General features: G+C 63.8%; 20 protein-coding genes. 9 read left to right on the top strand and 11 right to left on the bottom strand.

Going from position 1 to position 23,487, the window contains the following annotated elements; translation table 11 throughout:
* The first annotated feature begins 85 nt into the window (after positions 1–85).
* Positions 86–745 (top strand): metalloregulator ArsR/SmtB family transcription factor, encoded by a 660-nt coding sequence (locus KO538_RS13910; RefSeq protein WP_072456243.1) that lies wholly within the window; start codon positions 86–88, stop codon positions 743–745.
* Here KO538_RS13910 and KO538_RS13915 read toward each other — a convergent pair.
* Entirely contained in the window at positions 742–2,013 is a 1,272-nt protein-coding gene (locus KO538_RS13915; protein ID WP_219328620.1) for an MFS transporter, read from the bottom strand. The genes KO538_RS13910 and KO538_RS13915 overlap by 4 nt on opposite strands.
* A 112-nt stretch (positions 2,014–2,125) precedes the next feature.
* Between KO538_RS13915 and KO538_RS13920 the strand changes: the two genes are divergently transcribed.
* Positions 2,126–3,025, top strand: coding sequence for a LysR substrate-binding domain-containing protein (locus KO538_RS13920; protein ID WP_034752566.1), 900 nt, complete (start codon positions 2,126–2,128; stop codon positions 3,023–3,025).
* On the opposite strand, the gene KO538_RS13925 is transcribed toward KO538_RS13920, so the two are convergent.
* Positions 3,022–3,774, bottom strand: coding sequence for an SDR family oxidoreductase (locus KO538_RS13925; protein ID WP_219328621.1), 753 nt, complete (start codon positions 3,772–3,774; stop codon positions 3,022–3,024). The genes KO538_RS13920 and KO538_RS13925 overlap by 4 nt on opposite strands.
* A gap of 117 nt (positions 3,775–3,891) precedes the next feature.
* Positions 3,892–4,923 (bottom strand): methyltransferase domain-containing protein, encoded by a 1,032-nt coding sequence (locus KO538_RS13930; protein ID WP_219328622.1) that lies wholly within the window; start codon positions 4,921–4,923, stop codon positions 3,892–3,894.
* Between the two features lie 95 nt (positions 4,924–5,018).
* Here KO538_RS13930 and KO538_RS13935 point away from each other — a divergent pair, with 95 nt between their 5' ends.
* Positions 5,019–5,942, top strand: coding sequence for an AraC family transcriptional regulator (locus KO538_RS13935; protein ID WP_257620345.1), 924 nt, complete (start codon positions 5,019–5,021; stop codon positions 5,940–5,942).
* Positions 5,943–5,999: 57 nt separating this feature from the next.
* Positions 6,000–6,404: a VOC family protein gene (locus tag KO538_RS13940; protein WP_219328684.1), complete on the top strand. Its 405-nt coding sequence runs from the start codon at positions 6,000–6,002 to the stop codon at positions 6,402–6,404.
* 118 nt (positions 6,405–6,522) lie between these two features.
* Here the strand turns inward: KO538_RS13940 and KO538_RS13945 are convergent, their stop codons facing one another.
* A complete protein-coding gene (locus KO538_RS13945; RefSeq protein ID WP_219328623.1) occupies positions 6,523–9,393 on the bottom strand; it encodes an insulinase family protein in 2,871 nt (956 codons plus the stop codon).
* A 284-nt stretch (positions 9,394–9,677) separates the two neighbouring features.
* Here KO538_RS13945 and KO538_RS13950 point away from each other — a divergent pair, with 284 nt between their 5' ends.
* The 4 genes from KO538_RS13950 (at position 9,678) to KO538_RS13965 (ending at position 13,623) form a co-directional block, all read left to right on the top strand.
* The gene (locus tag KO538_RS13950) at positions 9,678–11,090 is read left to right on the top strand and encodes an ATP-binding protein (RefSeq protein WP_070303184.1); all 1,413 of its coding nucleotides are present in this window, start codon (positions 9,678–9,680) and stop codon (positions 11,088–11,090) included.
* Entirely contained in the window at positions 11,087–11,629 is a 543-nt protein-coding gene (locus KO538_RS13955; protein WP_070303183.1) for a hypothetical protein, read from the top strand. Before KO538_RS13950 ends, KO538_RS13955 begins: the two co-directional genes overlap by 4 nt.
* Positions 11,626–12,993 (top strand): sigma 54-interacting transcriptional regulator, encoded by a 1,368-nt coding sequence (locus tag KO538_RS13960; RefSeq protein WP_034752548.1) that lies wholly within the window; start codon positions 11,626–11,628, stop codon positions 12,991–12,993. The genes KO538_RS13955 and KO538_RS13960 overlap by 4 nt, the downstream gene beginning before the upstream one ends.
* A 267-nt stretch (positions 12,994–13,260) precedes the next feature.
* Positions 13,261–13,623 (top strand): BON domain-containing protein, encoded by a 363-nt coding sequence (locus KO538_RS13965; RefSeq protein ID WP_034752546.1) that lies wholly within the window; start codon positions 13,261–13,263, stop codon positions 13,621–13,623.
* A 99-nt stretch (positions 13,624–13,722) separates the two neighbouring features.
* On the opposite strand, the gene KO538_RS13970 is transcribed toward KO538_RS13965, so the two are convergent.
* From KO538_RS13970 to KO538_RS14000, 7 genes are all read right to left on the bottom strand, one after another.
* A complete protein-coding gene (locus KO538_RS13970) occupies positions 13,723–15,096 on the bottom strand; it encodes an FGGY family carbohydrate kinase (RefSeq protein ID WP_219328624.1) in 1,374 nt (457 codons plus the stop codon).
* Between the two features lie 8 nt (positions 15,097–15,104).
* Positions 15,105–15,419: an L-rhamnose mutarotase gene (rhaM, locus tag KO538_RS13975; protein ID WP_219328625.1), complete on the bottom strand. Its 315-nt coding sequence runs from the start codon at positions 15,417–15,419 to the stop codon at positions 15,105–15,107.
* Between the two features lie 3 nt (positions 15,420–15,422).
* On the bottom strand, positions 15,423–16,460 hold the full coding sequence (locus KO538_RS13980; RefSeq protein ID WP_219328626.1) for an ABC transporter permease: 1,038 nt from the start codon (positions 16,458–16,460) through the stop codon (positions 15,423–15,425).
* Positions 16,457–17,455, bottom strand: a complete 999-nt coding sequence (locus KO538_RS13985) for an ABC transporter permease (RefSeq protein ID WP_034752540.1) — start codon at positions 17,453–17,455, stop codon at positions 16,457–16,459. The genes KO538_RS13980 and KO538_RS13985 overlap by 4 nt, the downstream gene beginning before the upstream one ends.
* Complete coding sequence (locus KO538_RS13990) at positions 17,443–18,993, bottom strand: sugar ABC transporter ATP-binding protein (protein ID WP_257620346.1); 1,551 nt, start codon at positions 18,991–18,993, stop codon at positions 17,443–17,445. Before KO538_RS13990 ends, KO538_RS13985 begins: the two co-directional genes overlap by 13 nt.
* Before the next feature lie 141 nt (positions 18,994–19,134).
* Positions 19,135–20,121: a rhamnose ABC transporter substrate-binding protein gene (gene rhaS / locus KO538_RS13995; protein ID WP_374106851.1), complete on the bottom strand. Its 987-nt coding sequence runs from the start codon at positions 20,119–20,121 to the stop codon at positions 19,135–19,137.
* A 103-nt stretch (positions 20,122–20,224) separates the two neighbouring features.
* Entirely contained in the window at positions 20,225–21,055 is an 831-nt protein-coding gene (locus KO538_RS14000) for a DeoR/GlpR family DNA-binding transcription regulator (protein WP_219328629.1), read from the bottom strand.
* Between the two features lie 313 nt (positions 21,056–21,368).
* Here KO538_RS14000 and KO538_RS14005 point away from each other — a divergent pair, with 313 nt between their 5' ends.
* On the top strand, positions 21,369–23,477 hold the full coding sequence (locus KO538_RS14005; protein WP_257620347.1) for a bifunctional rhamnulose-1-phosphate aldolase/short-chain dehydrogenase: 2,109 nt from the start codon (positions 21,369–21,371) through the stop codon (positions 23,475–23,477).
* Positions 23,478–23,487: the final 10 nt, after the last annotated feature.

Here is a 23,487-nt window from a genome sequence, read left to right on the forward strand (position 1 = left end):
CGTGGAAACTCCTCGACAGCGGGGAGCTACCGGCCTATTATGCAAGCAATTAGTTGGTTAACTGGCCCCATGATAGTTGAGCGAAATGAATTACACAAGTAAACGTTTGGATAATAGCGAAGCGCCGCAAACGACGGAGCGCATCCTGTATTTCATCAAGACCAAGGGACCCGTCTCCACGGCGACCCTGGCCAAGACCTTGGACATGACGGGCGAGGCGGCGCGCCAGCAAGTGCAAAAGCTGGTGGCGGCCGGCTTGATTGAAGGACGGCAGGAAGCGCAAGCGGGCGCCGGCCGGCCGCGCCAGAACTGGGTCTTGACGGAAGCGGGCAATGCGCGCTTTCCCGACACGCATGCGCAGCTGACGATCAAGCTGATCGGCTCGGTGCGCCAGCTGTTCGGCGAAGCGGGTCTGGACAAACTCATCACGCAGCGCGAAGAGGAGAGCCGCGGCGCATATGCGCTGGCGTGCTCGGCGCCGGACTTGCCCACGCGGCTGCGGCAACTGGCGGCCGTGCGCGACGAAGAGGGCTATATGGCGCGCGTGGAAGCGGACGGCGACGACTGGCTGCTGATCGAAGACCACTGCCCCATCTGCGCCGCCGCGCGCACCTGCCAGGGCTTTTGCCGCTCCGAATTGCAGCTGTTCCAGGAAGTGGTGGGGCCGCACGCCAGCATCGTGCGCGAGCAGCACGTGCTGGCCAATGCGATGCGCTGCGTGTACAGGATCCGGGCGCTGCCCTAGGCTTTCGGAAACAGCGGTCGGGCCAACAGCGCCACCAGCCCCGCCAGCCACCACACGACGGGCCAGTTGCTGGCCGCCAGCAAATGCGGGATGGCAATCGGTGTGAGGAACAAGCCCACGTAGACGGCCGTGTTCGCCATGCCCAGCGCCGTGCCCGCGTTGGCGCCGCCCGCTTCCGTGGCCAGCTCCGTGTAGGCCACGCCATGCCAGGCGGACACGGCGATGCCGGCCAGTACCACGGCGGCCATCAACAGCCAGCCCGGCGCATCGCACGCGGCGGCCATGCCCAGCAGCATGAACGTGGCCAGCGCCACCAGGGCCGAGCCGCGCAGGTAGGCGGGCCGGTTCGCATGGCGGTCCGTGTGGCGTCCGCTCCAGATGCGCATCACCATGGCGCCCACTTGCAAGGCCACCATCACGGCCGTGATTCCCGCCAGGCCCAGGTGGCCATGGTCGTGCAGGAACACGGTGGCATAGCTGAGCACGGCAAACTGCGGCACGCACAGCAAGCCGATGGCGGCCACCATGCGCCAGACCTTGCGGTTTTTCAGGGGCGATGTTGCCTGGTCTTTCATCAGGCCCGTGGGCGCGTTGTGCGGCCCCGTGGCGACCTCGGCAGAGAAATCGGGCTCATGCATCCAGCGCCACGTAAAAAACGCCGACAGGCCGCATACGAGGGCCAGGGCGCCAAATACGGGCATGAAGCCATAACGCGATGCCAGGCTGGGCAGGACGAGGGCGCCGAGGCCACCGCCGAACGGCACGGCCGTCTGGCGGATGCTCATGGCGAAACCCCGTTCGCCGGGGCCGAACCAGCGCATCACGGCGCGGCCGCTGGCGCCATTCACGCTGCCGCCCAGCACGCCGACCAGGGCCAGCCCGGCCGCCAGCGCCCACAGGGGCGGCACGGCGCCGTCAGCGGGCGTGATCCACAGCAGCAAGGTCAACAGCGCCAGCATGGTGCCCAGCAAGCCGGTCAGCAACACGGGGCGGTCGCCCCAGCGGTCGGTGGCCATGCCCCACGGCAATTCGGTCAGGGCCACACCCAAGCCCATGGCGCCCAGCGCCACCCCCAGTTCCGTATTGCTCAGGTGATAGCCGCTGCGCAGCCAGATGGCCGTGGTGGGCATGCCGTTGGCGGCGGCGGAAAAGCTGGCATTGGCCGCCACGCCGACGGCCAGCACTTTCCAGCGGTGGGCATCGCCCAAGGCGGGCGTGGTGACGGGGACAGGAACAGGAACAGGAACAGCTTGGCAATTGGTGCTCATGGCAAGGACAGGAAAGTGGTTGACCCTGACAGTGTTGCGCAGTACGATCATTCTGAATATCAGATAATTTACGTTAAACCATCCCATAAAACCGGACGATTGTATTGATGCCATGAGCTTGCTGAATTTCGACATTGCCTTTCTGCGCAGCTATGTGGCTGGCATCGAGCTGGGCAGCTTTGCCCGCGCGGCGGACAAGGTGGGGCGTTCTACCTCGGCCGTCAGCGCCCAGCTGAAAAAACTCGAGGAGCAGGCGGGCATGCCCCTGTTCCGCAAGGATGGGCGGGGGCTGGCGCTGACGCCGGCCGGCGAAGTCTTGCTTGGCTATGCGCGCCGCCTGCTGGAACTCAATGACGAGGCGGCCGTCGCCTTGCGCGGCGCGGAACTGGAAGGCTGGATCAGGCTGGGCTTGCAGGAGGATTTTGGCGAAGCCTTGCTGCCCGACGTGCTGGGGCGTTTTGCCCGCGCGCATCCGAAAGTGCGGATCGAGGCGCACGTGGCGCGCAACACGGCCTTGATGGAAGGTCTGGCCATGGGGCAGCTCGACCTGGCCCTGCTGTGGGGCGGCGCGTGCATCGCCGACGTGGCTGAGTATCCGCCGCAGCAGCGCCAGCATATCGCCGAACCGGCCATGCGCTGGATCGCCTCGTCCAGCCTGGCCTGGCGGCCCGAATCGGGCGAGCCTTTGCCGCTCATTGCGTTCGACCGCGAATGCCTGTTCCAGCGCTGCGCCACGCAGGCGCTGGACCGGGCCGGCATCGCCTGGCGCACGGCGTTTACCAGTCCCAGCCTGGCCGGACTGTGGGCGGCCGCAGCAGCGGGGCTGGGCGTGACGGTGCGCACGGGCCTGGGCTTGCCGTCATCCGTATGCGCGCTCGATCACGTGGCGGCGGGCTTGCCCGCCCTGCCCCCGCTGTCGCTGGAACTGCTGCGTGCGTCACAAGTGAGCAGGCCGCCCGTCGAGCGGCTGGCGGACCTGATCATCGAGTCGCTGCAGCAAGACGCGGCTTAGAACGCCTGCGCCGTCGGGCGCAGCACGATTTCATTGATGCTCACGTCGTCCGGCTGCTCGATCGCATACGCGATGGCGCGCGCCACCGAAGCGGCGGGGATGGCAATCTCGTAGAACTCCTTGACGGCCTTGGCGCTCTCGGCGTGGCTGCTGCCCTCGCTCAATGGCGTGTCCACGGCGCCCGGCAAGATGGTGGTGGTGCGGATGGTGCCGCCGCTGGCCGCCAGCTCATGGCGCAAGCCTTCCGAAATGGCGCTGACGGCAAACTTGGTGCCGCTGTAGACGGTGCCGCCCGGACTGAAGACTTTTTGTCCCGCCACCGACGAGATATTGATGAAGTGGCCGCTGTTTTGCGCCTGGAAATACGGCAGCACGGCGGCGATGCCATTCAACACGCCTTTGATGTTGATATCGATCATGTTGTTCCACTCGTCGACTTGCAAGGCGCTCATCGGTGCGATGGCCATCAGGCCCGCATTGTTGATCAGCACGTCGACCTTGCCGAACACGGCCAGGGCCGTGTCGATCAGATTCTTGACGTCGGCAGGCACCGTGACGTCGGTCTGGGCGATGGCGGCCTGACCACCGGCCGCCGTGATTTCCTCGGCGATGGTAGTGAGCAAGTCCATGCGCCGTGCACCGAGCACGACAGAAGCGCCCAGCGCAGCCAGATGGCGCGCCGTGGCTTCGCCCAGGCCGCTGCTGGCGCCGGTGATGACAACGACTTTCCCTGCGATATGTAGACTCATGATGGATTCCCTGTGGAGGCAGCGGAGTGCTGCGGATGACATCGATCAATGCTGGCACAGCTTAGCGCATTTGCATCCCTTTTTGCTATAAAAAAGATAATTACCAAATGGTAATTGTTAGGTACGAGCAATCAGCACTTGCACGGGCGCCATGGGAAAATCGCTGGCGCCGTATTGCTCCACTTGCTTCCAGCCCGTGTCGCGCAGCAGCTGAGCCAATTCTCCGTGCCGTGTCACCGTGCGGCCCAGCATGCGCATCGGCAAGTAATACGGCAGCACGCGCGCCGCATCGCCCGGCGCCGGGGCGATTTCCGCCTGCACGCAGACGAGTACGCCACCGGGTTTTAACGCCGCCTGCATCTTGCGCAAGGCGGCCGCCATGTCGGGCACGAAATGCAGCACGGACGAGCACCAGATCAGATCGTAATCGCTGCCGATATCGTCGCAGCCCAGATCGCCGCCCACCGTTTCCAGGCGGTCGGATAGTTGCGCATGGGCGATGTTGGCGGCCGCCACGGCCACCGTTTCCGGCCAGTCGAAAACGCAGCCGTGCAAGCCCGCATGGGCTTGCGCCAGCGCAATGGCCACCCAGCCCGGCCCGCCGCCCATATCGAGCAGGCGCAAGGGCGTGCTGCCGTCCGCAAACGGGGCGATCCGTTGCATCACGGACAGGGCCGCGCGCATGGTGACGGCGCGTTGTTCCTGGCCAATTTGCTGCTGCGCGGCGGCGGCCCAGTTGATGCCATTGGCCGTGCTGTACGGCGCCGCCTTGCCGCCGTCGCGCACCAGCGTACTGAGCTGCGTGGCGAAGTGGCGCAGCGCATGCAGCCGGTACAGCCAGGCGTCGCCGCAAAAGGCCACGGAGTTGCGGCAGAAATACTGCAAGGTGGCGGCCGTGCAGCGGTAGCGCTGGGCATCTGCGTCGGCCCCGTCGCGCTCCAGCACCTGCATGCTCCAGAGCAGTTCCAGCAGCAGGGCCGTGTGCGGCGCATGCAGCGACAGGGTGTCGGCCAGCTGCGCCGGCGTGTGCGGTGTGGCCAGCACATCGAAAATGCCCAGTTCCAGGGCGGCGGCCAGCCCGTCCGCCTGCACGGGCGCGACGGCCAGGTCCCAGTACGGTTGCAAAGTGTGTTGCGACGTGAACGGCATGGCGCTTCCTTTCGGCGAGATGGGCATGGAAGCTATTTTATGCAACAATGAGAATAATTATCATTTGCATTTGTATGCGGCACGGCGCATTTCGTATGCGCGACGGCGCGCAAGGACAGGGAGGAGCGATGATGGAACAGGACAGGGAAGCGGCAGGCTGGACGCGGCGCCAGCTGGACCCGGGGATGGGCGAGTGCCGCGCCGACCAGCGCCAGGTCGACCAGGGCTTGCTGCTCGTGCATTCCGATTACCGCCCACGGCTGGCGCTCGTCGAGCAATCGAAGCATGACGACGCGGGCGGCATGGTGATCACCATCGGCCTGGAAGGCGCGTCCGCCTACGTTACGCGCGATGGCGAACAATTGCGTTTCCGGGGCGGCCATACGACGGTGACGGCGTTTCGCCACACGAGCGGCGAGCGCCGGTTCGAGGCGAATCAGCGGGCGGCGCAGTTGCGCGTGCTGGTGGGGGAAGAAGCGCTGGCGCGCTACTGGCCGGAAGGCCTGGCGTCCCTGCTGCCCGACGGCGGCGCGCGTCAGCTGGCGCATGCGGCCACGACGGCTGCCTGCGCCCTGCACGCCCGTTCGCTGCTGCGCGCGACGGACCCGCTGGCCGTGCATATCGGCGTGCTCAGCCTGCTGGCGGAGCAGCTGCGCGCACTGCGGCCGGCGCCCTCTGCCGTGCCGCGCTGGTCCGAGACCGATATCGCCAAACTGGAACGCGTGCACGCGCTGATGCAGGAACAGATGGCACAGGAACTCACGCTCGATTACCTGTGCGCGCAGGCGGGGCTGAGCTTGTTCAAACTCAAGCAGGGATGGCGCTACCGCTACAACGACAGCCCCCAGCGCACCCTGCTGGCGCTGCGCATGCAGCGGGCAAAGTTACTGTTGGGAAATGGTTGCCAGGTGGCGCAGGCGGGCTGGCAAACCGGCTATCGCCACCCGGCCAATTTCAGCGCCGCGTTCAGCCGCTATTTCGGCTACGCGCCGAAGACCGTGGCGCGCGCGAAGGGCTGAATAGCCGGTGTAGAATCGGCGGGCAGCACATACTCATACGACCCACAAGGAGACATGATGGCCCGCAAAATCTTTGTCAATCTGCCCGTCCAGTCGCTGGAACGTTCCGTCGCGTTTTTCACGGCGCTGGGCTTCAGTTTCAATGCCCATTTCACCGATGAAACGGCGACGTGCATGATCGTTGCCGACGACATTTTCGTCATGCTGTTGACGCACGACAAATTCAAGCAATTTACGCCCAAGCAGCTGTGCGACACCACCGTGGCGACGGAAGTACTCGTGTGTTTGTCGGCCGAGAGCCGCGGCGAAGTCGATGAGCTGGTGGCGAAGGCCGTCCAGGCGGGCGGCAGCATCTACAAGGAGCCGATGGATTTCGGCTTCATGTATGGGCATAGTTTCCAGGATCCCGATGGGCATCAGTGGGAATTGATGTATATGGAACCTAATTCTGTCCCCCAATAGCATCGTAGGTCGGATTAGTGCGGCAGGGCCGCACGTAATCCGACAACATTGTTGGCCCGTGGCGGTGTCGGATTAGCGGCGGCACGCCGCGTAATCCGACACGATCCGCCTGCCCAGCTTAAGAAGCCAGCGCCAGCAGATCCACCACTTCCAGCCCGGCCAGATCCTGCGTTGTATTGCCCGCAAACGCGGCGCGGCTCGGCTGGCCGTTTTTCAGCCAGGTGCGCGTGACGGCCTTGATCTGCGCCAGGGTGCAATTGAGCACGCCGGTGCGGAACTGCTGGCGCACGGCTTCCGTCGTGCCACGCTGCTGCATGTTCCACGCCGTCAGCGCTTCCGCGTACGGCGAATGCGGCTTGTCGAGGCCCTTGATGACGCAGATGATGGCCTCTTCCACTTGTTCCTGCGAGAAATCGCCGTCGAGGATTTGATCGAGCGTCGTGCCGAAGTCGGCGAACGTGCCGGCCAGACGCGGATCGCGGTAGGAGCTCAATGTAAAGGTGCCGGCGCCGGCCGCATAGCTGGCGCTGCCGCCATACGCGCCGCCTTTTTCGCGCAGGGCCGTATGCAGCACCTGGTTGGTCATCAGTTCGGCGGCCACGGCCAGGGCCGAAGCGTCCGGATTGTGCACACCCGGCACGGCCCAGGAAACGAAGCAATGGTTGATCTGGCTTGTCGCATGCAGGGCCGTGTTGGCCAGCGGCAAAGCGGCAGGTGCGACGGTTTCCGCCGGTGCGATGGCATCTGTGCTCGCTGCAGGCAATTCCAGCAAACGGGCCAGGGTGATGCCATCCTGCTCCAGGCCGGCACACAGCACGGTCGGTTGCTGGGCGATGATGTGCGCGTGCAGGGTGTCGAGTTCACGCGCGATTTCCTGCAAGCCTGCGGACGTTTTGCTCAGCTGCTGCAAGCGGCGGTAGAACGGCAAGGCGGCCGGGCCGCCGACGATGTCGTCAAAACGGCGCGTGGGCGACAGGGGAGCCGCCGAGGCCAGCATGGCGTAGCGGTTGCCCGATTCGGCCAGGCTGGAGAGTTTGTCTTGCACCAGGCTTTCGATCAGGAAAGCCAGGCGCTCTTCTTCATCGAAGCGTGGCTTGGCGATCCAGGCCGACAGCACGGCGGCAATCGCCGCGTGTTCTTCGCGCAAGCCGCTGGCCGAGAACGACAGTTCCACGCGCATCGCTTGTTGCGGACGGGGAATTGCTTCCAGGCCGATGTGGAACGAGGGCACCATGCTCTGGCGCCAGGCGCTGGCGTCGTCGAACGACATGTCGCCCACGCCCAGTTCCGGCGCCAGGTCCGTGTACAAACGCAGCCATGGCCACGACGCTTCCGGCAGGTTCGACACGTCGTACAGCACGTTGGCATAGCTGATGCCGTTGGAAGCGATGCTGAACGCCACGGCGCCGTCGACGGCGGCAGGAATCGGCAGGGCCGGACGCGGCAAGGCGCTGACGTCGCCAGGGCGGATGCGCGGCAAGACTTCGGAATTCGATGGCAGTTGCTGATGCGCTTCCAGCGCGGCGGACTCGGCCACGATGTGCTCGCGCTCGGCATCCGTCAGCGTCGCTTGCAGGGCCGCCAGTTTGGCGTCTTCCTGGGCGGCGCGGGCCGTGAAGTAAGCGCTGTCGGGCACCACGTGCGTCGTCAAGCGGGTCGGGTTGGCGATCAGCTCGCGCACCAGCTGCTTGAAGAAGGCCGGGTCTTCGATCTGCTGTTCCAGGGTTTCCAGGATGGCCGCATTGTCGAACGCGTCCATCACGTCGCCGCCGTACATGGCCAGCGGCAAGGCGTGCAGCAAGCGGCCCAGGCCGTAAGGCATGCGGCCGCTGCTGATTTCGCGCTGGCTGTACTTGATGTCGCGCAAGGCCGCGTGCAGCACGGCGGCGGGAATGCCTTCTTCCGCCGTCTCTTCCAGTGCCGTCCAGATGCGCTGGTGCGCGTCGGCGATCTGTTCTTTGGTTAAACCTTCCATGCCGATGTGGAACACCATCTGGCGGATACCCGCGTCGCGGCCATTCATGTCCGATGGACGGCCGTAGCCGGCCGATTCCATGGCGCGCATGACGGGCGCCGACGATTCACCGAGCAAGCCGTGCGACAGCAGATGCGCGTGGTAGTAGGCGATGGGGTCGCTTGACTCGCCCATCAGCCATGCGAATTGCAGGCCGAACTCATCGTCGCGCGCTTCCTGCGACGGAATCTTGACAATATTTTCCTGCGGCGCCGTCCACGCGGGCGCCAGTTGCGGCAGGCGGCGTTCGGAGAAACCGCTGAGCTTGGACAACACGCGCTCGGCGACTTGCTCCTGCACGGCCGACGCTTCGATATTGCCGGCGGTCATGATCACGGCTTGCGAAGGGTGATAGTGGCTGGCGTGGAATGCTTTCAGCATGTCATGCGTCAGTTCGGGAATGTCGAGCGGGTCGCCGCCCGATTCCACTTCATACGTCGTGCCTTTGAGCAAGGCGCTGGCGATGCCGCTGTCGAGCGCTCGCATGGGGCTGTTGAACGCGCCCTTCATTTCATTGAAGACGATGCCCTGGTACACGAGCTTGTCGCCTTCGAACGCATGGCGCCAGCCTTCCTGGCGGAAATTCAGGTAATCGAGGTTCGGGAAGAAGGCCGCATCGAGGTAGACGTCGAGCAGGTTGAAGAAATCCTTGCGGTCGGTGCTGGCGAACGGGTACACGGTGCGGTCCGCATAGGTCATCGCATTCATGAACGTGGCCGTCGAGCGGCGCAGCATCGAGAAGAACGGGTCGCGCACCGGGTAGCGCGACGAGCCGCACAAGGCCAGGTGTTCGAGAATGTGGGCGCGCCCGTCGCTCACTTCGGGCACAGTGGGAAAGGCCACCAGGAACACCATCTCAGCCTGCTCGGTATGCATATGGATATGGCGCATGCCCGTTGCTGGCTCGACATATTGCTCGATGGTTGCCTGCAAGACTGGAATGAAGTTGCTGCTGACTTTTTCAAATGTGCTCATGCGGTATGGGATCTCTGCGGTAGGTGATTCGGAGTGTCGGTGGGGCTGCATCACATGTGGGGGCAAAGTGGCGCAATGCCAGGGCCGGCGGCCACTTTGATGCCTGTATGAAGTTTTTCCCTATTGTACTAGGAGTATCTGCGCGCCGCCGCCGACGCTTGCTTGTCGGACGCAAAAGCAACAAGGTTGCCAAATCGGCTATTTTTTGACAGCTGGCGCCCCGCAATGGAGGCTTAGCGTACCATGCGCCTTTTGCATTCCAGACTGAACCGAAGGCGCCTATCTTGTCTCGACTTTCCTTTCGCCAACTGTTATTTGCCGCCTTCATTTTGACGACGGGCATTTTGACGGCCACCTCCGTGCAAGCCCTGCTGACCCTCGAACACCTGGCGCGGCTGGGGCGCGAAACGGCGGCGCAGGCGATTGCCCTGACGGAACAGTCGCAGCGCCTGTCCGAGCGCACCTTGGCCATGGAGCGCAGCGCGCGCCAATTCCTCGTGCTGGACGACCCCGTGTTCCGCGAGCGCTTCGCGGCGGCCCGCGACGAAGCGACGGCGGCGCTGCAAGTGCTGAACCGTGCCACGCCCGAGTTCGCTCCCCAGCTGGCCGACGAATGGACGGTGCAGGCGCAATCGGCTTGGGAAGTTTTACAGGCAGGCAAGCGCCGCAAGCGCGATGGCCACGCCGTCGTGTACCGCGCGTTTGCCCGCATGACGCAGATCAATGACAGCCTGGCGCGCGAAAGCAAGACGGAAATCGGCAGCCGCAACGATGCCCTGCTGGCCGAGCTGGAACGCCAGCGCCGCCTGCTGGGCGTGCTGGTGGGCGGCGCCGTGCTGCTGGCGGCCGTGCTGGCCACCTGCTTCGGCTTCCTGCTGTCGCGTCCGCTGCGCCGCATCGAGACGGCCATCGAGCGCCTCGGTGACAAGCGCTACGATCAACCCATCGTCGTCGGCGGCCCGGCCGACACGCGCCGCCTGGGCCAGCAGCTGGACTGGCTGCGCCAGCGCCTGGCCGACCTCGATGCCGACAAGGAACGTTTTCTGCGCCATATTTCCCACGAGCTGAAAACCCCGCTGGCGGCCCTGCGCGAAGGCGTGGCCTTGCTGGAAGACGAGGTGGCAGGCAAGCTCAGCGATAGCCAGCGCGAAATCGCCGGCATCCTGCAGCAAAACACGGCGTCCCTGCAAACGCAAATCGAGGACTTGCTGCGCTACAATACCGCCGCTTTTGACGCCCAGCACTTGGCGCACAGCAAGGTCGATTTGCTCGTCTTGCTGCAAGATGTGGTGGCCGGCCAGCGCCTGCAATGGCTGGCGCGCCGTTTGACGGTTGAAGTGCAGGGTGTATCCCTGATCGTGCAGGCCGACCGCGACAAGCTGGCGACGGCCCTGGCCAATTTGCTGTCGAATGCCGTGCGCTTCAGCCCGGAAGGCGGCACCGTGCGGTTTGCCCTGTCTTGCGCAGGCGGCCGCGTGCGCATCGATTGCATCGACGAGGGGGCCGGCGTGGCGCCCGAGGATGCCGCGCGTATTTTTGAACCGTTTTACCAGGGAGTGCGCCAGGCGGCCGGCGCGCGTAACGGCAATGGCATCGGCCTGTCCATCGTGCGCGAATATATCGCCGCCCATGATGGCAGCGTCACTCTTTTACCGCGCCCCGCCGGCGCGCATTTTCGGATAGAACTGCCCTTATGATGACGAGAATTTCCCTGGCCGCCATGGCCGCCTGCGTATTGCTGTTGGGCGCTTGCGCCGCCAAGCCCCCCGTCCAGACGCCCGTGCTCGTGCAAACGCCGCCGCGCGTGGTGGTGGTGGCCGATCCCCAGCTGACCGAACTGCTCGCATATCAAAGCGCCCTGCGCCTGATGACGCCGTCGGAACTGGTAAAAGCGCAACTGGACCTGGCAAAAGCCGACCATGCGCCGCACAACACCATACGCCGTGCCATGCTGCAAGCGGCCTTGCGCGGCCCTGGCGACCTGGCCCGCGCGCAAGCCTCGCTGGAACCGCTGGCCACGGCCACGGGCAAGGATGCGCAACTGCTGGCGCCGCTGGCGCAATTGTTGGGCAGCCAGTATGCGGAACTGCGCCGCCAGGAAGAGAGCATCGACAAGCTCAACACGCAGTTGCGCGACGCCCAGCGCCGCATCGACTTGCTCAATGAAAAACTCGAAGCGCTGAAAAACATCGAGCGCAGCCTGTCCGTGCGTCCTGCCGCGGGAGCGCCGAAATGAGCGAGCACGCCCACATCTTGTTGGTCGATGACGATCCCGACCTGCTGCGCCTGTTGACCATCCGCCTGAAGGCGGGCAATTATCGGGTCACGGCCGTGGGCAGCGCGGAAGCGGCGCTGGCGCGCCTGGCCGTGGAATTGCCGGCTTTGGTCATTACCGACGTGCAATTGCCGGGCCGCGACGGCCTGGCCCTGTTCGATGAAATCCGCCGCCAGCATTCGGCCCTGCCCGTCATCCTGCTGACTGCCCACGGCACCATTCCCGACGCCGTCGACGCGACGGCACGCGGCGCATTTGCCTACCTGACGAAACCATTCGACGGCAAGCTGCTGATGGAAAAAGTGGCATACGCCATCAACTTGTCCACCGTCATGCCGGCGCAAGCGTCCGGCGACGAGAGCTGGCGCGCCGAGCTGATCAGCCGCAGTTCGCAGATGGCCGAGCTGCTGGCCGAAGCCAAGCTGGTGGCGGGCTCCGACGCCAGCATCCTGATACGCGGCCCCAGCGGCACGGGCAAGGAATTGCTGGCGCGCGCGCTGCACAACGCCAGCCGCCGCGCCAAGGCGCCATTCATCGCCGTCAACTGCGGCGCCATTCCCGAGCAGCTGCTGGAATCGGAATTGTTTGGCCACGTGAAGGGATCGTTTACGGGCGCCGTCGGCAACCGCGAAGGCTTGTTCCAGGCGGCCGATGGCGGCACCCTGTTTTTGGATGAGATCGGCGACATGCCCTTGCCGCTGCAGGTGAAACTGCTGCGCGTGCTGCAGGAGCGGGCCGTGCGCCCCGTCGGCGCCGACCAGACGCGTCCGGTAGACGTGCGCTTGCTGTCGGCCACGCACCGCGACCTCGACGTGGCGATGGCCGAAGGGCAATTCCGCGAAGACCTGTATTACCGACTCAACGTGGTGACCTTGACCCTGCCGCCGCTGGCCGAGCGCCGCGAAGACATCGCCCTGCTGGCGAACCATTTCCTGCAGAAACTGGCGGCCAAGTATCAAAAACCGTTGAACGGCTTCGCGCCCGATGCCTTGACTGCCCTGGTGGCGGCGCCATGGCCCGGCAACGTGCGCCAGCTGGTCAATGTCGTCGAGCAAGTGTGCGCGCTGGCCACGGCGCCGCTGGTGCCCTTGTCCCTGGTGCAGCGTGCCCTGCGCGTGCCGTCGCTGGAAGCGCTCAGCTATAACGAAGCGAAGCAGCGCTTCGAGCGCGACTACCTGATTCAGCTGCTGCGCCTGACGGATGGCAACGTGGCCGATGCCGCCCGCCTGGCCGACCGCAACCGCACGGAGTTCTACCGCTTATTGCAGAAATATGAGCTGACGCCGGCCCTGTTCCGGGCCGATGGCGACCCTGTCGCTGAATAGCGACAAAAATAAAGCGTTATAAATCAGGGGCTTGGCGTAAAACATTGACGGTCTTGCCACAAGCTGTCGCTGCCAGGCGACAAAAAGCCCCATTTTTCCGGCCAGATCGGCGCGAAACGGGCTGGAAAAATCGAGATGGAATGTAAGTCCTTGATTTTCAATGAAATTTAAAAGCTGGCACGGCGCTTGCTGTATGGGTAGATGTGACGCTTCAAAGTGTTGCTTTATCCAAGTAAGAAGCTTTTAACTTCATTGAGAGGAACTACCATGCAAACATCGAAACTGTTCAATACCCTGGTTGCCGCTATCGTACTGTCGGGCGCCTCGATCACCGCTTCGCATGCCGCTGACTCCGCACCAAAAGCACAAGCTCCTGCTGACACCGTCGTGGCCGCCAACGCTGCCGCAGCCGTCCCTGATGAAACCATCACTTCCTCGGCCAAGGCCGCCCTGAGCGCCGATGCGCAAGCCGCCGCCCTGCCAGTCAAGGTAGCAACCCAGCAAGGTGTGGTCGTCCTGTCGGGCGACGTGCCGAGCGCCGAAGCGGGTGACCGCGTCGTGCAGATCGTCGCTTCCGTGAGCGGCGTGAAAGAAATCAAGAACGAGCTGAAAGTCAAAGCCGCCGGTTAATCCCCTCGCGCTGTACTTTACTCCGGGTTGCCCTGTCTGCGGACAGGGCATTTTTCGTTTACACCTGCAGTGGTGTTGTCGAATGACGGTCCTGCGGACCTAATCCGGCCTGCAAATCGCCCTCCATTGCGCACGGTATGCGGTCAAACCATCCACTTCCATCATGGGCTCCACCGTCGCCTCCATCGCAGGCACCTGGCCCCAGCGGTGCAGCATCCAGCCGCCGCACGTCGTGCCGCTGGCGTCTTGCGACACGCTCACTTCCTGCCCTGGCCGCAAGGCCGCCAGCAGGGCGGCGAAATGCGGGTTGTCCGTGAAACTGCCTTCCACCGTCACGGCCCCTTGAGCATCGAGGGCATCGAGGCAATAATCGCTCATCAGCGCGCAATACAGGGTGGCCAGCGCATAGCGTTCCTGGGCCGTACGTGGTGCCGGTCCGGCGATGTGCCCCGCCTGCCCGACGAAGGGGCCGCCCGATTCCGCAAAGCAGGGCAGCGCCAGCGTACCCTGCTTGACCAGGTGGGCGATATCATCGATGCCGCACACTTGAGGTTCGCTGCCCGCCAGCACGGCAAATTCGCGCCCGCCCATGAAGCGCATGCAGGCCACGGGTTGGCCCAGCGCATGCACATTGGCCAACATGTCGGCCGTTTCATCGAGCCGGCCGAGGGGCGCGCCGAAGGCGGCGGCAATGGCCCAGGTGCCGGTCGACAAGACCGTGCGCGACTGGGCTTGCTCTTGCGCATCGAGATAACGCAGCAAAGAAGCATTGCTGTCGTGGATGCCGCACAGCACCTGGCAATCGGGCAGCAAGCCATTGCTCTCGCGCCACTGCGGCAGCACGGGTCCCAGCGCCGTCCATGCCGCTTGCAGTGGGGGAAACAACGGCGCCCAATCCATCGTCTCCACCAGTGACGAATAGGCCCCTTGCTGCGGCTGCCATAAATCCGTATGGCAACCGAGCGAAGTCACTTCGCTGGCGGCCACGCCCGATAGCCGCCAGGCCCAGTATTGCGGATAGGTCAGGATATGGCGCGCGCGGGCAAATTCTTGTGGGTAAGTCTTGGCGAGCCAGAACAGTTGCAAGCCCAGGTTCAGGCCGCAGGGCAATTGCGGCGACAGGCTGTTGGCAAAGGCCGGCCGCAAGCTTGCATACTCTGCCGCCAGCGATTGCGGCAAGCTGGACTCATAGTCGAGGATGGGCAGCACCAGGCCGGCATCGTCGACCAGCGCCGCCGTGGCGCCGTGCGTGACGGGCACGATGGCGGTGACGTGCGCCAGGCGCGCAAAGGCGGCCAGGCCCGTTTGCAGCCAGTCCCACAGGCGCTCCGTATCGTGGTGCGGATACGGCCCTGCATGCACGATGTTGTTCGGGCGGCGCTCTTCGGCCAGGATGGCGCCGGCGGCGTCCAGCAGGGTCAGCTTGGCATTCGTCTTGCCGATATCGAATACTACGGTGGCGTCGATGGTCACGGCCGTCCTTATGCGAGGTGAAACATGGGGGTTAAAGGCACGGCGACGGGCGAGGCATCGGCCTGCGTTTCCATCAGGTCGGCCATATGTGCCCACCAGCGGCGCATCACGGGATGCTGCGGCAGCGCCTCCATCGTGTGGCCGTCCATGCGGCGCAGCACGGCGAACAGCGCGCCCGTCTCCTCATCGAGAAAGATGCTGTAGTCGCGCACGCCCGACTCCTGCAGCAGGCTGGCCAGCTCGGGCCAGATGGCGTCGTGGCGGCGCTGGTATTCGGCGGCATGGCCGGGTTTCAACTGCATCTTGAAAGCGATCTGTTGCATGGTTTATTTTCGTGTGTGTTTGCGGTTCAACAGGCGCGGCAGTGCAATCGTGATCAAGAGCAAGATGCCGACGACAATCGTCATGATAACGCCGGGAATATTCAGCAGCGCCAGGCCATACGTCACCATGCCCAGCAGCAGCACGGCCAGCAGCACGCCGCCGATGCTGCCCTTGCCGCCGGCGATGCTCACGCCGCCGAGGATGACCATGGTGATCACTTCGAGTTCCCAGCCCATGGCGATGTTCGGGCGCGTGCTGCCGATGCGTCCCGTCAGCAGCCAGGCGGCCAGGCCCGCCATGGCACCGGTGGCCACGAACAGGGCGAAGCGGTAGCGGTCCACGGCCACGCCGGAAAAGCGCGCCGCGCCCGGATTGCAGCCGATGGCAAAGATGCGCCGGCCCCAGCTGGTCGCATGCAGCAGCACGGCAAACAGCGCGCAAAACACCAGCAAGATAACGAAGGGGCGCGGCACGATATCGAAGAAATAGCCTTGCCCCCAGTCGATCAGCAGTGGCGGATAGCCCGTGTAGGCCTGGTCGCCCAGGATCACGCTGGCCAGGCCGCGGAACAGGGCCACGGTGCCGATCGTCACGACGATCGATGGCAGGGCGAAGCGCGTGACGAGCACGCCGTTCAGGCAGCCGCAGAGGGCGCCCATGGCCAGCGCGACGAACAGCAAGCCTTGCGGCGGCACGCCGTGGTGATGCGCAAACCCCATCGCCACCGAGGACAGCGCCAAAATGCCGGAGACGGAAATGTCGATCTCGCGGCAAATGATCAGCAAGGCCATCGGCAGCGCAATCAGGGCCTTTTCGCTGAAGTTGAAGGTGCTGTCGGCCAGATTGTAGGCGTCGAGGAAATTCGGCAGCAGCACGCTGTTGGCCGCAAACACGGCGATCAGCAGCAGCGCCAATAACGCTTCCCAATGGGCAAAATACTGGCCGAGACGGTGCGCCTTGCGGTCGAGGATGGTGTAGCGCGAACGCACGGGTGCGCTGTCCGGCGCTTCGCTGTGCAAGGTCTGTGAAGTGGCATTCATGCGGCGCTCCTGCGGGTCGAGGGGGCTTGCAGTGTGAGCGGCAAGATCTGGCGACCCATGTTCCTGGTGCCGCGCGCATTGAGCAGCACGGCCGTGAGGATCACGATCCCTGTCAGCGCGCTTTGCCAGAAGGGCGAGACCTTGACGATGGGCAAGGCATTGTTGATGACGGCCAGGAACAGCGAGCCGAGCACCGCGCCGCCCACCGTGCCGGCGCCGCCGGCGATGCTGATGCCACCGATCACGCAGGCGGCGATCACGGTAAATTCAAAGCCATACGCGATTTCCGAGTACGCCACGGCGTAGCGGGCCACCCACAGATAGCCGCACAGGCCGGCCATCAGGCCCGACAGGCCATACGTCCACAGTAGCCGCCGCGCCGTGGCGATACCGACATAGCGGGCCGCCTGCGGCTGGTTGCCGATCGCATACAGGTCGCGGCCGAAGCGCGTGTAGCGGGCCAGGAAACAGGTTGCCAGGATGGCCGCCAGCGCGATCCACACGAGGTGCGTCACACCCAGCAGGCGTGCCAGCGGAAAGTCGATGAAGGCGGCCGGCATCTGGTGCGACGATACCCAGGCGCCGCCCGACAGCACGAATACCAGGCCCCGGTACACGCTCATGGTGCCCAGGGTCACGACGATGGGCGGCAGGTCCAGGTAGCCGATCAGGTAACCGTTGATCAGGCCCAGCAGCAGGCCGATGCCCAGCGCCGCCAGCACCACCAGCGGCAGCGGCAAGTGCTGATACTGCACGGCCAGCAAGGCCGACAGCATGCCCGACAGCGCCAGGTTGGACGCCACCGACAGGTCGATGCCTCGCGTAATGATGACGAACATCTGCGTCAGCGCCAGCATGATCAGCAAGGTGCTGTCGGTGAGCAGGTTGGCCAGGCTGCCCGGGGTCAGGAAAACGGGCGAGCGCAGGCCCACCAGCAGCACCAGCAGCACGATCAGCAGTGCCAGCTGGATTTCACGTTGCTTCAGATAGCGCATGTCAATTCCTCGATCGGATGGCCGCTGCCGGACGCGGCGGCGACGACGTTTTCCGGGGTCGCCTGGGCGCGCGGAAAGACGCGGTGGATATGGCCCTGGTGCATGACCACGATGCGGTCCGCCATGCCCAGCACTTCCGGCAACTCGGACGAGACGAGGATCACGGACAGGCCTTGCGTGACGAGCTCGCTGATGAAGCGGTGCACGGCCGCCTTGGAGCCGATATCGATGCCCTTCGTGGGTTCATCGAGAATGATCACGCGGGGCTTGGTGGCCAGCCACTTGGCCAGCACGACTTTTTGCTGATTGCCGCCCGACAGTTCCGACACCATCTGCGTAAAGTGGCTGGCCTTCAATTCCAGCTGCTCGCTCAGGTGGCGCGCGATGGCCGTCTCCTGCGCGCGCCGTGGCCGCAGGAAAAAGCCGATGCTGTCCAGAATCGGCAAGGTGATGTTTTGCACGATGGACATCGACAGGTGCGCGCCTTGGTGCTGGCGGTCTTCGGGCACATACGCGATGCCGTGCCGGATGGCGTCGCTGGCGCAGCCGATGCGCACTTTCTCGCCGGCGATGGTGATCGTGCCGCGCACGCCCTCGGTCAAGCCGAACAGCGCTTGCATCACTTCCGAGCGGCCCGCGCCGACCAGGCCGTAGAAGCCGACGATCTCGCCTTGCCGCACGGAGAAACTGACGCCGTGAAATTCCGTCGCATGGCACAGTTGCGACACTTCCAGCAAGGTTGGTCCCAGGGGGACGTCGACCTTGGGAAACACTTGCTGAATGGTGCGCCCGACCATCAGCGACACGAGCTGCGGTTCGCTGATGTCGGCCATTGCGCCGGCGGCGACGAAATGGCCGTCGCGCAGCACTGTATAGGTGTCGGCGACGGTAAAGATTTCATCGAATTTGTGCGAAATGAAAATCACCGCCGTGCCCGCCGCGCGCAGCTGGGCGATGATGCGGTACAGCTCATGGATTTCGCGCTGCGACAGCGAGGCGGTGGGCTCGTCCATGATCACCACGCGCGCCTCTTGCGACAGGGCGCGCGCGATTTCCACGAAGTGGCGTTGCGCCACGCTCAATTCCTTGACCTTGGCCAATACGGGTAACTGCACTTCCAGGCGCGCGAAGATCTGCTCGGCCTCGGCCGCCATGCGTGGCCAGTCTATGCGCGGCGGGAAACCCGTTTGCGGCTGGCGCCCGATATAGATGTTTTCGGCCACCGTCAGTTCGTCGAACATCATGGTTTCCTGGTGCACGGCGGTAATGCCGGCATCCATCGCATCTTGCGGATTGGAAAACAGCACAGCCTTGCCGCCCAGTTCCATGCTGCCCGCATCCGGTTGATAAATGCCCGTCAACGTCTTGACCAGGGTCGACTTGCCGGCGCCGTTTTCACCGATCAGCGCCATGACTTCACCGGCGCGTACCGTCAGCGCCACGTCTTTCAGCGCGGTGACGCCATGGAAGTGCTTGCAGATGCCATGCAGGCGCAACACCGGCGCCGCGTTCTGCGCAATAGGGGGATTCTGTGACATAGCCATTCACACTTGAGAGATATTCGCAGGTCGGGTTAGCGCGCCAGCGCGTAACCCGACAACATTGTTGGCTTTACCGGTGATATCGGATTACGGCGCTTCGCGCCTGATCCGACCCACGGCCGTCGGTACACAAACAAATCAGAATATCTTCGAGAACTTGTCGACGTTATCCTTGTTGTAGGTGAACGGCGGCGCCAGCGCCGCTTCGCCGCCCGCATCGAGTGTCAGCTTGCCCATGCGGCCGACGGCGATGCTTTCGCCCGGCTTGCCGCTGGCCTTGCCGGTGACGAATTGATGGGCGGCATACGTGGCGGCGTAGCCGAGGTCGATCGGGTTCCAGATGGCAAAGCTTTTCACGGCGCCGCTCTTCACGTGGCCGGCCATTTCCGACGGTAAGCCCAGGCCCGTCACATACACCTTGCCCACGAGTTTCTCGTCGACCACGGCCTTGCCGGCCGCATTGATGCCCACGGTGGTTGGCGCGATGATGGCTTTCAGGTTCGGGTTGCTGCGCAGCAGGCCGATCGCTTCGCGGTAGCTCTTGTCGGACTGGTCGTCGCCATACACGGTGGCCACCAGCTTGATCTTGGCGTACGCAGGCTGGGCCAGCGTTTTTTTCATTTCGCCGATCCAGATGTTCTGATTCGTCGCCTGCGCCGTGGCCGACAGGATGGCGATCTCGCCCGTGCCGCCGATGGCGTCGGCCGCCATTTCAATCTGTTTCTGGCCGATCAGGGCCGGGCTGGACGGGTTCAGCTGCATCAAACGCCCCTCCTTGGCCAGGCCGCTGTCGAAGGAAATGACCTTGATGCCTCGCTGCATGGCTTTCTTGGTGATCGGCACGAGCGCATTGGCGTCGTTGGCGGAAATGACGATGGCGCTGACCTTCTGGCTGATCAGCGAGCTGATGATTTCGATCTGCCCTTCCGCCGTCGCCGTGGTGGGCCCCGTGTAAATGACTTCCACGTCGCCCAGCTGCTTGGCCGCCTCGTTCGCGCCTTCGTGGGCGGCGTCGAAGAAGCCGTTGCCCAGGCTCTTGACGACCATGGCGATCTTGATTTTTTCCGCCGCCTGGGCACTGGCGGCCAGGCAGCCGATCATGCACATGCTCAATGCCGTCACCATCATTTTGTTCAATTTCATGCCGCGTCTCCTTTTTTATTGTTGCTGCCGGGGCGGTAGACACCATGTCTCCAGCCCTCTGTTTTTGTCACTGACTAGGTATTGCCTATTGCTCTTGCCACGCCTGCTCCGCCGGCGACAGCGGCGCCGCCATCGCCTCGGGGGCGACGGCCAGTACCTTGACGCCCGACTGCTCCAGCATCTGCACGGCCGCGTCCGAAGCGCCCGTGTCCGTGATGACGCAGGACACGCGGTTCAGGCCGCACAGGATCAGGCCTGCCTTCCTGGCAAACTTGGAACTGTCAGCCAGGACAATCAACTCCTCGGCCTGGCTGATCAGGCGTTTCTCGGCCTGGATCAGCAAGGGATCCGCTTCCATCAAGCCCAGCATCGACAGGCCGTATACGCCCATGAACATTTTTCCCGCGTAATGATGCTGGCTGATGTCGTTGTCGAAGGGACTCAGGATGACGTTTTGCTCGCGATACACCTTGCCGCCGGGCAGGATGATTTCATTCTCGCTGGACATCAGCAGGCGCTCGGCCATCAGGAAGGAATTGGTGAGGATTTTCAGCCGCTTGTCGACCAGGAACTCGACCATGCGGTAGGTGGTGGTGCCGCCATTGATGATGATGGTGTCGCCATCGGCGCACAGGCCGCAGGCGTGGCGGGCGATGGCGCGCTTTTGCGCGGCGCAGCGGTCCAGGTTGTTTTGAAAGGTTTCGCCCGACAACGCAAACGTGCGCTGTTTTTTTTGCGGCAGGCTCTCGGCGCCGCCGCGGGTGCGGGTCAGCAAATTGCGCTCGGCCAGCCAGGCGATATCGCGCCGCACCGTCGCCGGCGAGGAATTGAGCCAGTCGACCAATTGGTCGACGCTCGCCACGCTATGTTCGGCGAGTAGTTTCAGCAAGCCTTTGCGGCGTTTGTGATTAACCACGTTGTCTCCTTTTTGAGTCCTCTCCCGTACCAGCTGCCCGGGGACGACTTCTTTATCGGTGAGCCAGCCTAAGCAGTTGAGCAGTGCATGTCAACAATCAATCAATCAACATCGTGATTATTTGGATAGCGCGCAAATGCGTGATCGGAGTTCCAATCAACCTGGTGATTATTTGCGTTTCCCTCACGTTTTTGATTGCTTGTTGATTGACATGATTGGCACGCTGGCTTCTACTGAGTGCTGCCGTCATGGCGTCCCGCACACAGATGCGGCCATGGCGATCCGCACGCACAACCAAGAATGGAGACACTGTATGACCGCCACGATGGACACCACACCACCTGCGCCCATGGCCTCGCTATGGGACGATGCGCACGCCGCGACCTTGAGCGAACCGGAGCTTTTGCTGTACCGTTCCAACCTGCTCGGTTCCGACATGCGCATCACCAATTTCGGCGGCGGCAATACCTCGGCCAAGATCCGCATGACGGATCACCTGACCGGCGACGAGGTCGAGGTGCTGTGGGTGAAAGGCTCCGGCGGCGACCTGGGCAGCATCAAGCTCGATGGCTTTTCCACCCTGTACATGGACAAGCTGCGCGCGCTGAAGGGCCGCTACCGTGGCCTGGCGCTGGAAGATGAAATGGTTGCCTACCTGCCCCATTGCACTTTCAATCTGAACCCGCGCGCGGCCAGCATAGACACGCCCCTGCATGCGTATATCGCGCGCAAGCATGTCGACCATATGCACCCGGACGCCGTGATCGCGATCGCCGCCTGCGCCAATAGCCAGGCACTGACGCACAAGATTTTCGAAGGCGAACTGGGCTGGCTGCCGTGGCAGCGTCCCGGCTACGACCTGGGCCTCAAACTCGAAGCGCTGTCGCAGTCGCAGCCGCATTTGAAAGGCATCATCCTCGAAGGCCATGGCCTGTTTACGTGGGGCGATACGGCCAAGTCCTGCTATGAAACCACCTTGGCCATCATCAAGCGCGCGGAAGACTGGCTGGCGGCCAACACGACGCAGCCGGCGTTCGGCGGCGCCAAATCCGCGCCGTTGCCGGCGCACGAGCGCGCGGCCCTGGCGCAGCGTTTGATGCCTGTGCTGCGCGGCAAGATCAGCCAGGACGAGTACAAGCTGGGCCACTTCGACGACAGCGCCAACGTGCTCGAGTTCGTTTGCAGCGCCGACCTGCTGCCGCTGGCCGCGCTCGGTACCTCGTGCCCCGACCATTTCCTGCGCACCAAGATCCGCCCCTTCGTCATCGACTTCGATCCGGCCTATCCTGATTTTGACCGTTTGGTCGCCGGCCTGGACGAGGCGCTGGCCGCCTACCGCGCCGACTACCTCGCCTATTACACGCGCTGCAAGCACGACAACAGCCCCGCCGTGCGCGACGCCAACCCCATCATTTATCTGATCCCCGGCGTGGGCATGCTGTCGTTCGCCAAGGATAAGGCGACGGCGCGCATCGCCGGCGAGTTCTATGTCAATGCCATCAATGTGATGCGCGGCGCCAATGGCGTCGACACCTATGTGGGCTTGCCGGAACAGGAAGCGTTCGATATCGAATACTGGCTGCTGGAAGAAGCCAAGCTGCAGCGCATGCCCAAACCCAAAAGCCTGGCCGGACGCATTGCGCTGGTGACGGGCGGCGGCGGCGGCATCGGCCAGGCCGTGGCGCGCCAGCTGCTGCAGGAAGGCGCTTGCGTGATGCTCACCGATATCGACGGCGCCGCGCTGGAAGAGGCGGAGCAGAGCCTGCTGAAGGTGGCGGGACGCGACAATATCGCCACGGTGCGGGCGAACATCACGGCCGAAAACGACGTCGAGGCCATCCTGAATGCGGCCGCGCTGCGCTTTGGCGGCATCGACCTGCTGGTCTCGAACGCGGGCATCGCTTCCTCGGCGCCGCTGGAAGAAACGACCCTGGAGATGTGGGAACGCAACCAGTCGATTTTGGTGACCGGCTATTTTCTCGTCAGTCGCGCCGCCTTCCGCATCATGCAGCAGCAGAAGCTCGGTGGCAGCATGGTGTTTGTCGCCAGCAAGAACGGTCTGGTGGCATCGGCCGGTGCCTCGGCCTATTGCACCGCCAAGGCGGCGGAAATCCATCTGGCCCGCTGCATCGCGCTCGAAGGGGCGCCGCACGGCATCCGCGTCAACGTGGTCAACCCCGATGCCGTCATTCGCGGTTCGCGCATCTGGGATGGCAAGTGGAAGGAAGAGCGGGCCGCCTCGAACAAGATCGAGACGGGCGACATTGAGGAATTCTATCGCCAGCGCAGCATGCTCAAGCGTAGCGTGCTGCCGGAAGATATTGCCGAAGCCGTGTATTTCCTCTCCAGCGACAAGGCCGCCAAGAGCACGGGCAATATCATCAATGTCGACGCGGGCAACGCGGCCGCATTTACACGTTAATCTAAAAAAA

The sequence above is a fragment of the Janthinobacterium sp. NKUCC08_JDC genome, from assembly GCF_019345575.1.
In the GTDB taxonomy this organism is placed as follows: Bacteria; Pseudomonadota; Gammaproteobacteria; order Burkholderiales; family Burkholderiaceae_D; genus Janthinobacterium; species Janthinobacterium aestuarii.

Bases quoted from the DNA above. Each gene is read 5' to 3' on its own strand.
- KO538_RS13955 (WP_070303183.1), top strand. From the start codon at position 11,087: ATGATGACGAGAATTTCCCTGGCCGCCATGGCCGCCTGCGTATTGCTG.
- KO538_RS13965 (WP_034752546.1), top strand. From the start codon at position 13,261: ATGCAAACATCGAAACTGTTCAATACCCTGGTTGCCGCTATCGTACTG.
- KO538_RS13910 (WP_072456243.1), top strand. From the start codon at position 86: ATGAATTACACAAGTAAACGTTTGGATAATAGCGAAGCGCCGCAAACG.
- KO538_RS13925 (WP_219328621.1), bottom strand. From the start codon at position 3,774: ATGAGTCTACATATCGCAGGGAAAGTCGTTGTCATCACCGGCGCCAGC.
- rhaS (WP_374106851.1), bottom strand. From the start codon at position 20,121: ATGGTGACGGCATTGAGCATGTGCATGATCGGCTGCCTGGCCGCCAGT.
- KO538_RS13915 (WP_219328620.1), bottom strand. From the start codon at position 2,013: ATGAGCACCAATTGCCAAGCTGTTCCTGTTCCTGTTCCTGTCCCCGTC.
- KO538_RS13990 (WP_257620346.1), bottom strand. From the start codon at position 18,993: ATGTCACAGAATCCCCCTATTGCGCAGAACGCGGCGCCGGTGTTGCGC.
- KO538_RS13920 (WP_034752566.1), top strand. From the start codon at position 2,126: ATGAGCTTGCTGAATTTCGACATTGCCTTTCTGCGCAGCTATGTGGCT.
- KO538_RS13940 (WP_219328684.1), top strand. From the start codon at position 6,000: ATGGCCCGCAAAATCTTTGTCAATCTGCCCGTCCAGTCGCTGGAACGT.
- KO538_RS13930 (WP_219328622.1), bottom strand. From the start codon at position 4,923: ATGCCGTTCACGTCGCAACACACTTTGCAACCGTACTGGGACCTGGCC.
- KO538_RS13945 (WP_219328623.1), bottom strand. From the start codon at position 9,393: ATGAGCACATTTGAAAAAGTCAGCAGCAACTTCATTCCAGTCTTGCAG.
- KO538_RS13980 (WP_219328626.1), bottom strand. From the start codon at position 16,460: ATGAATGCCACTTCACAGACCTTGCACAGCGAAGCGCCGGACAGCGCA.
- KO538_RS13985 (WP_034752540.1), bottom strand. From the start codon at position 17,455: ATGCGCTATCTGAAGCAACGTGAAATCCAGCTGGCACTGCTGATCGTG.
- KO538_RS14005 (WP_257620347.1), top strand. From the start codon at position 21,369: ATGACCGCCACGATGGACACCACACCACCTGCGCCCATGGCCTCGCTA.
- rhaM (WP_219328625.1), bottom strand. From the start codon at position 15,419: ATGCAACAGATCGCTTTCAAGATGCAGTTGAAACCCGGCCATGCCGCC.
- KO538_RS13935 (WP_257620345.1), top strand. From the start codon at position 5,019: ATGCGCGACGGCGCGCAAGGACAGGGAGGAGCGATGATGGAACAGGAC.
- KO538_RS13960 (WP_034752548.1), top strand. From the start codon at position 11,626: ATGAGCGAGCACGCCCACATCTTGTTGGTCGATGACGATCCCGACCTG.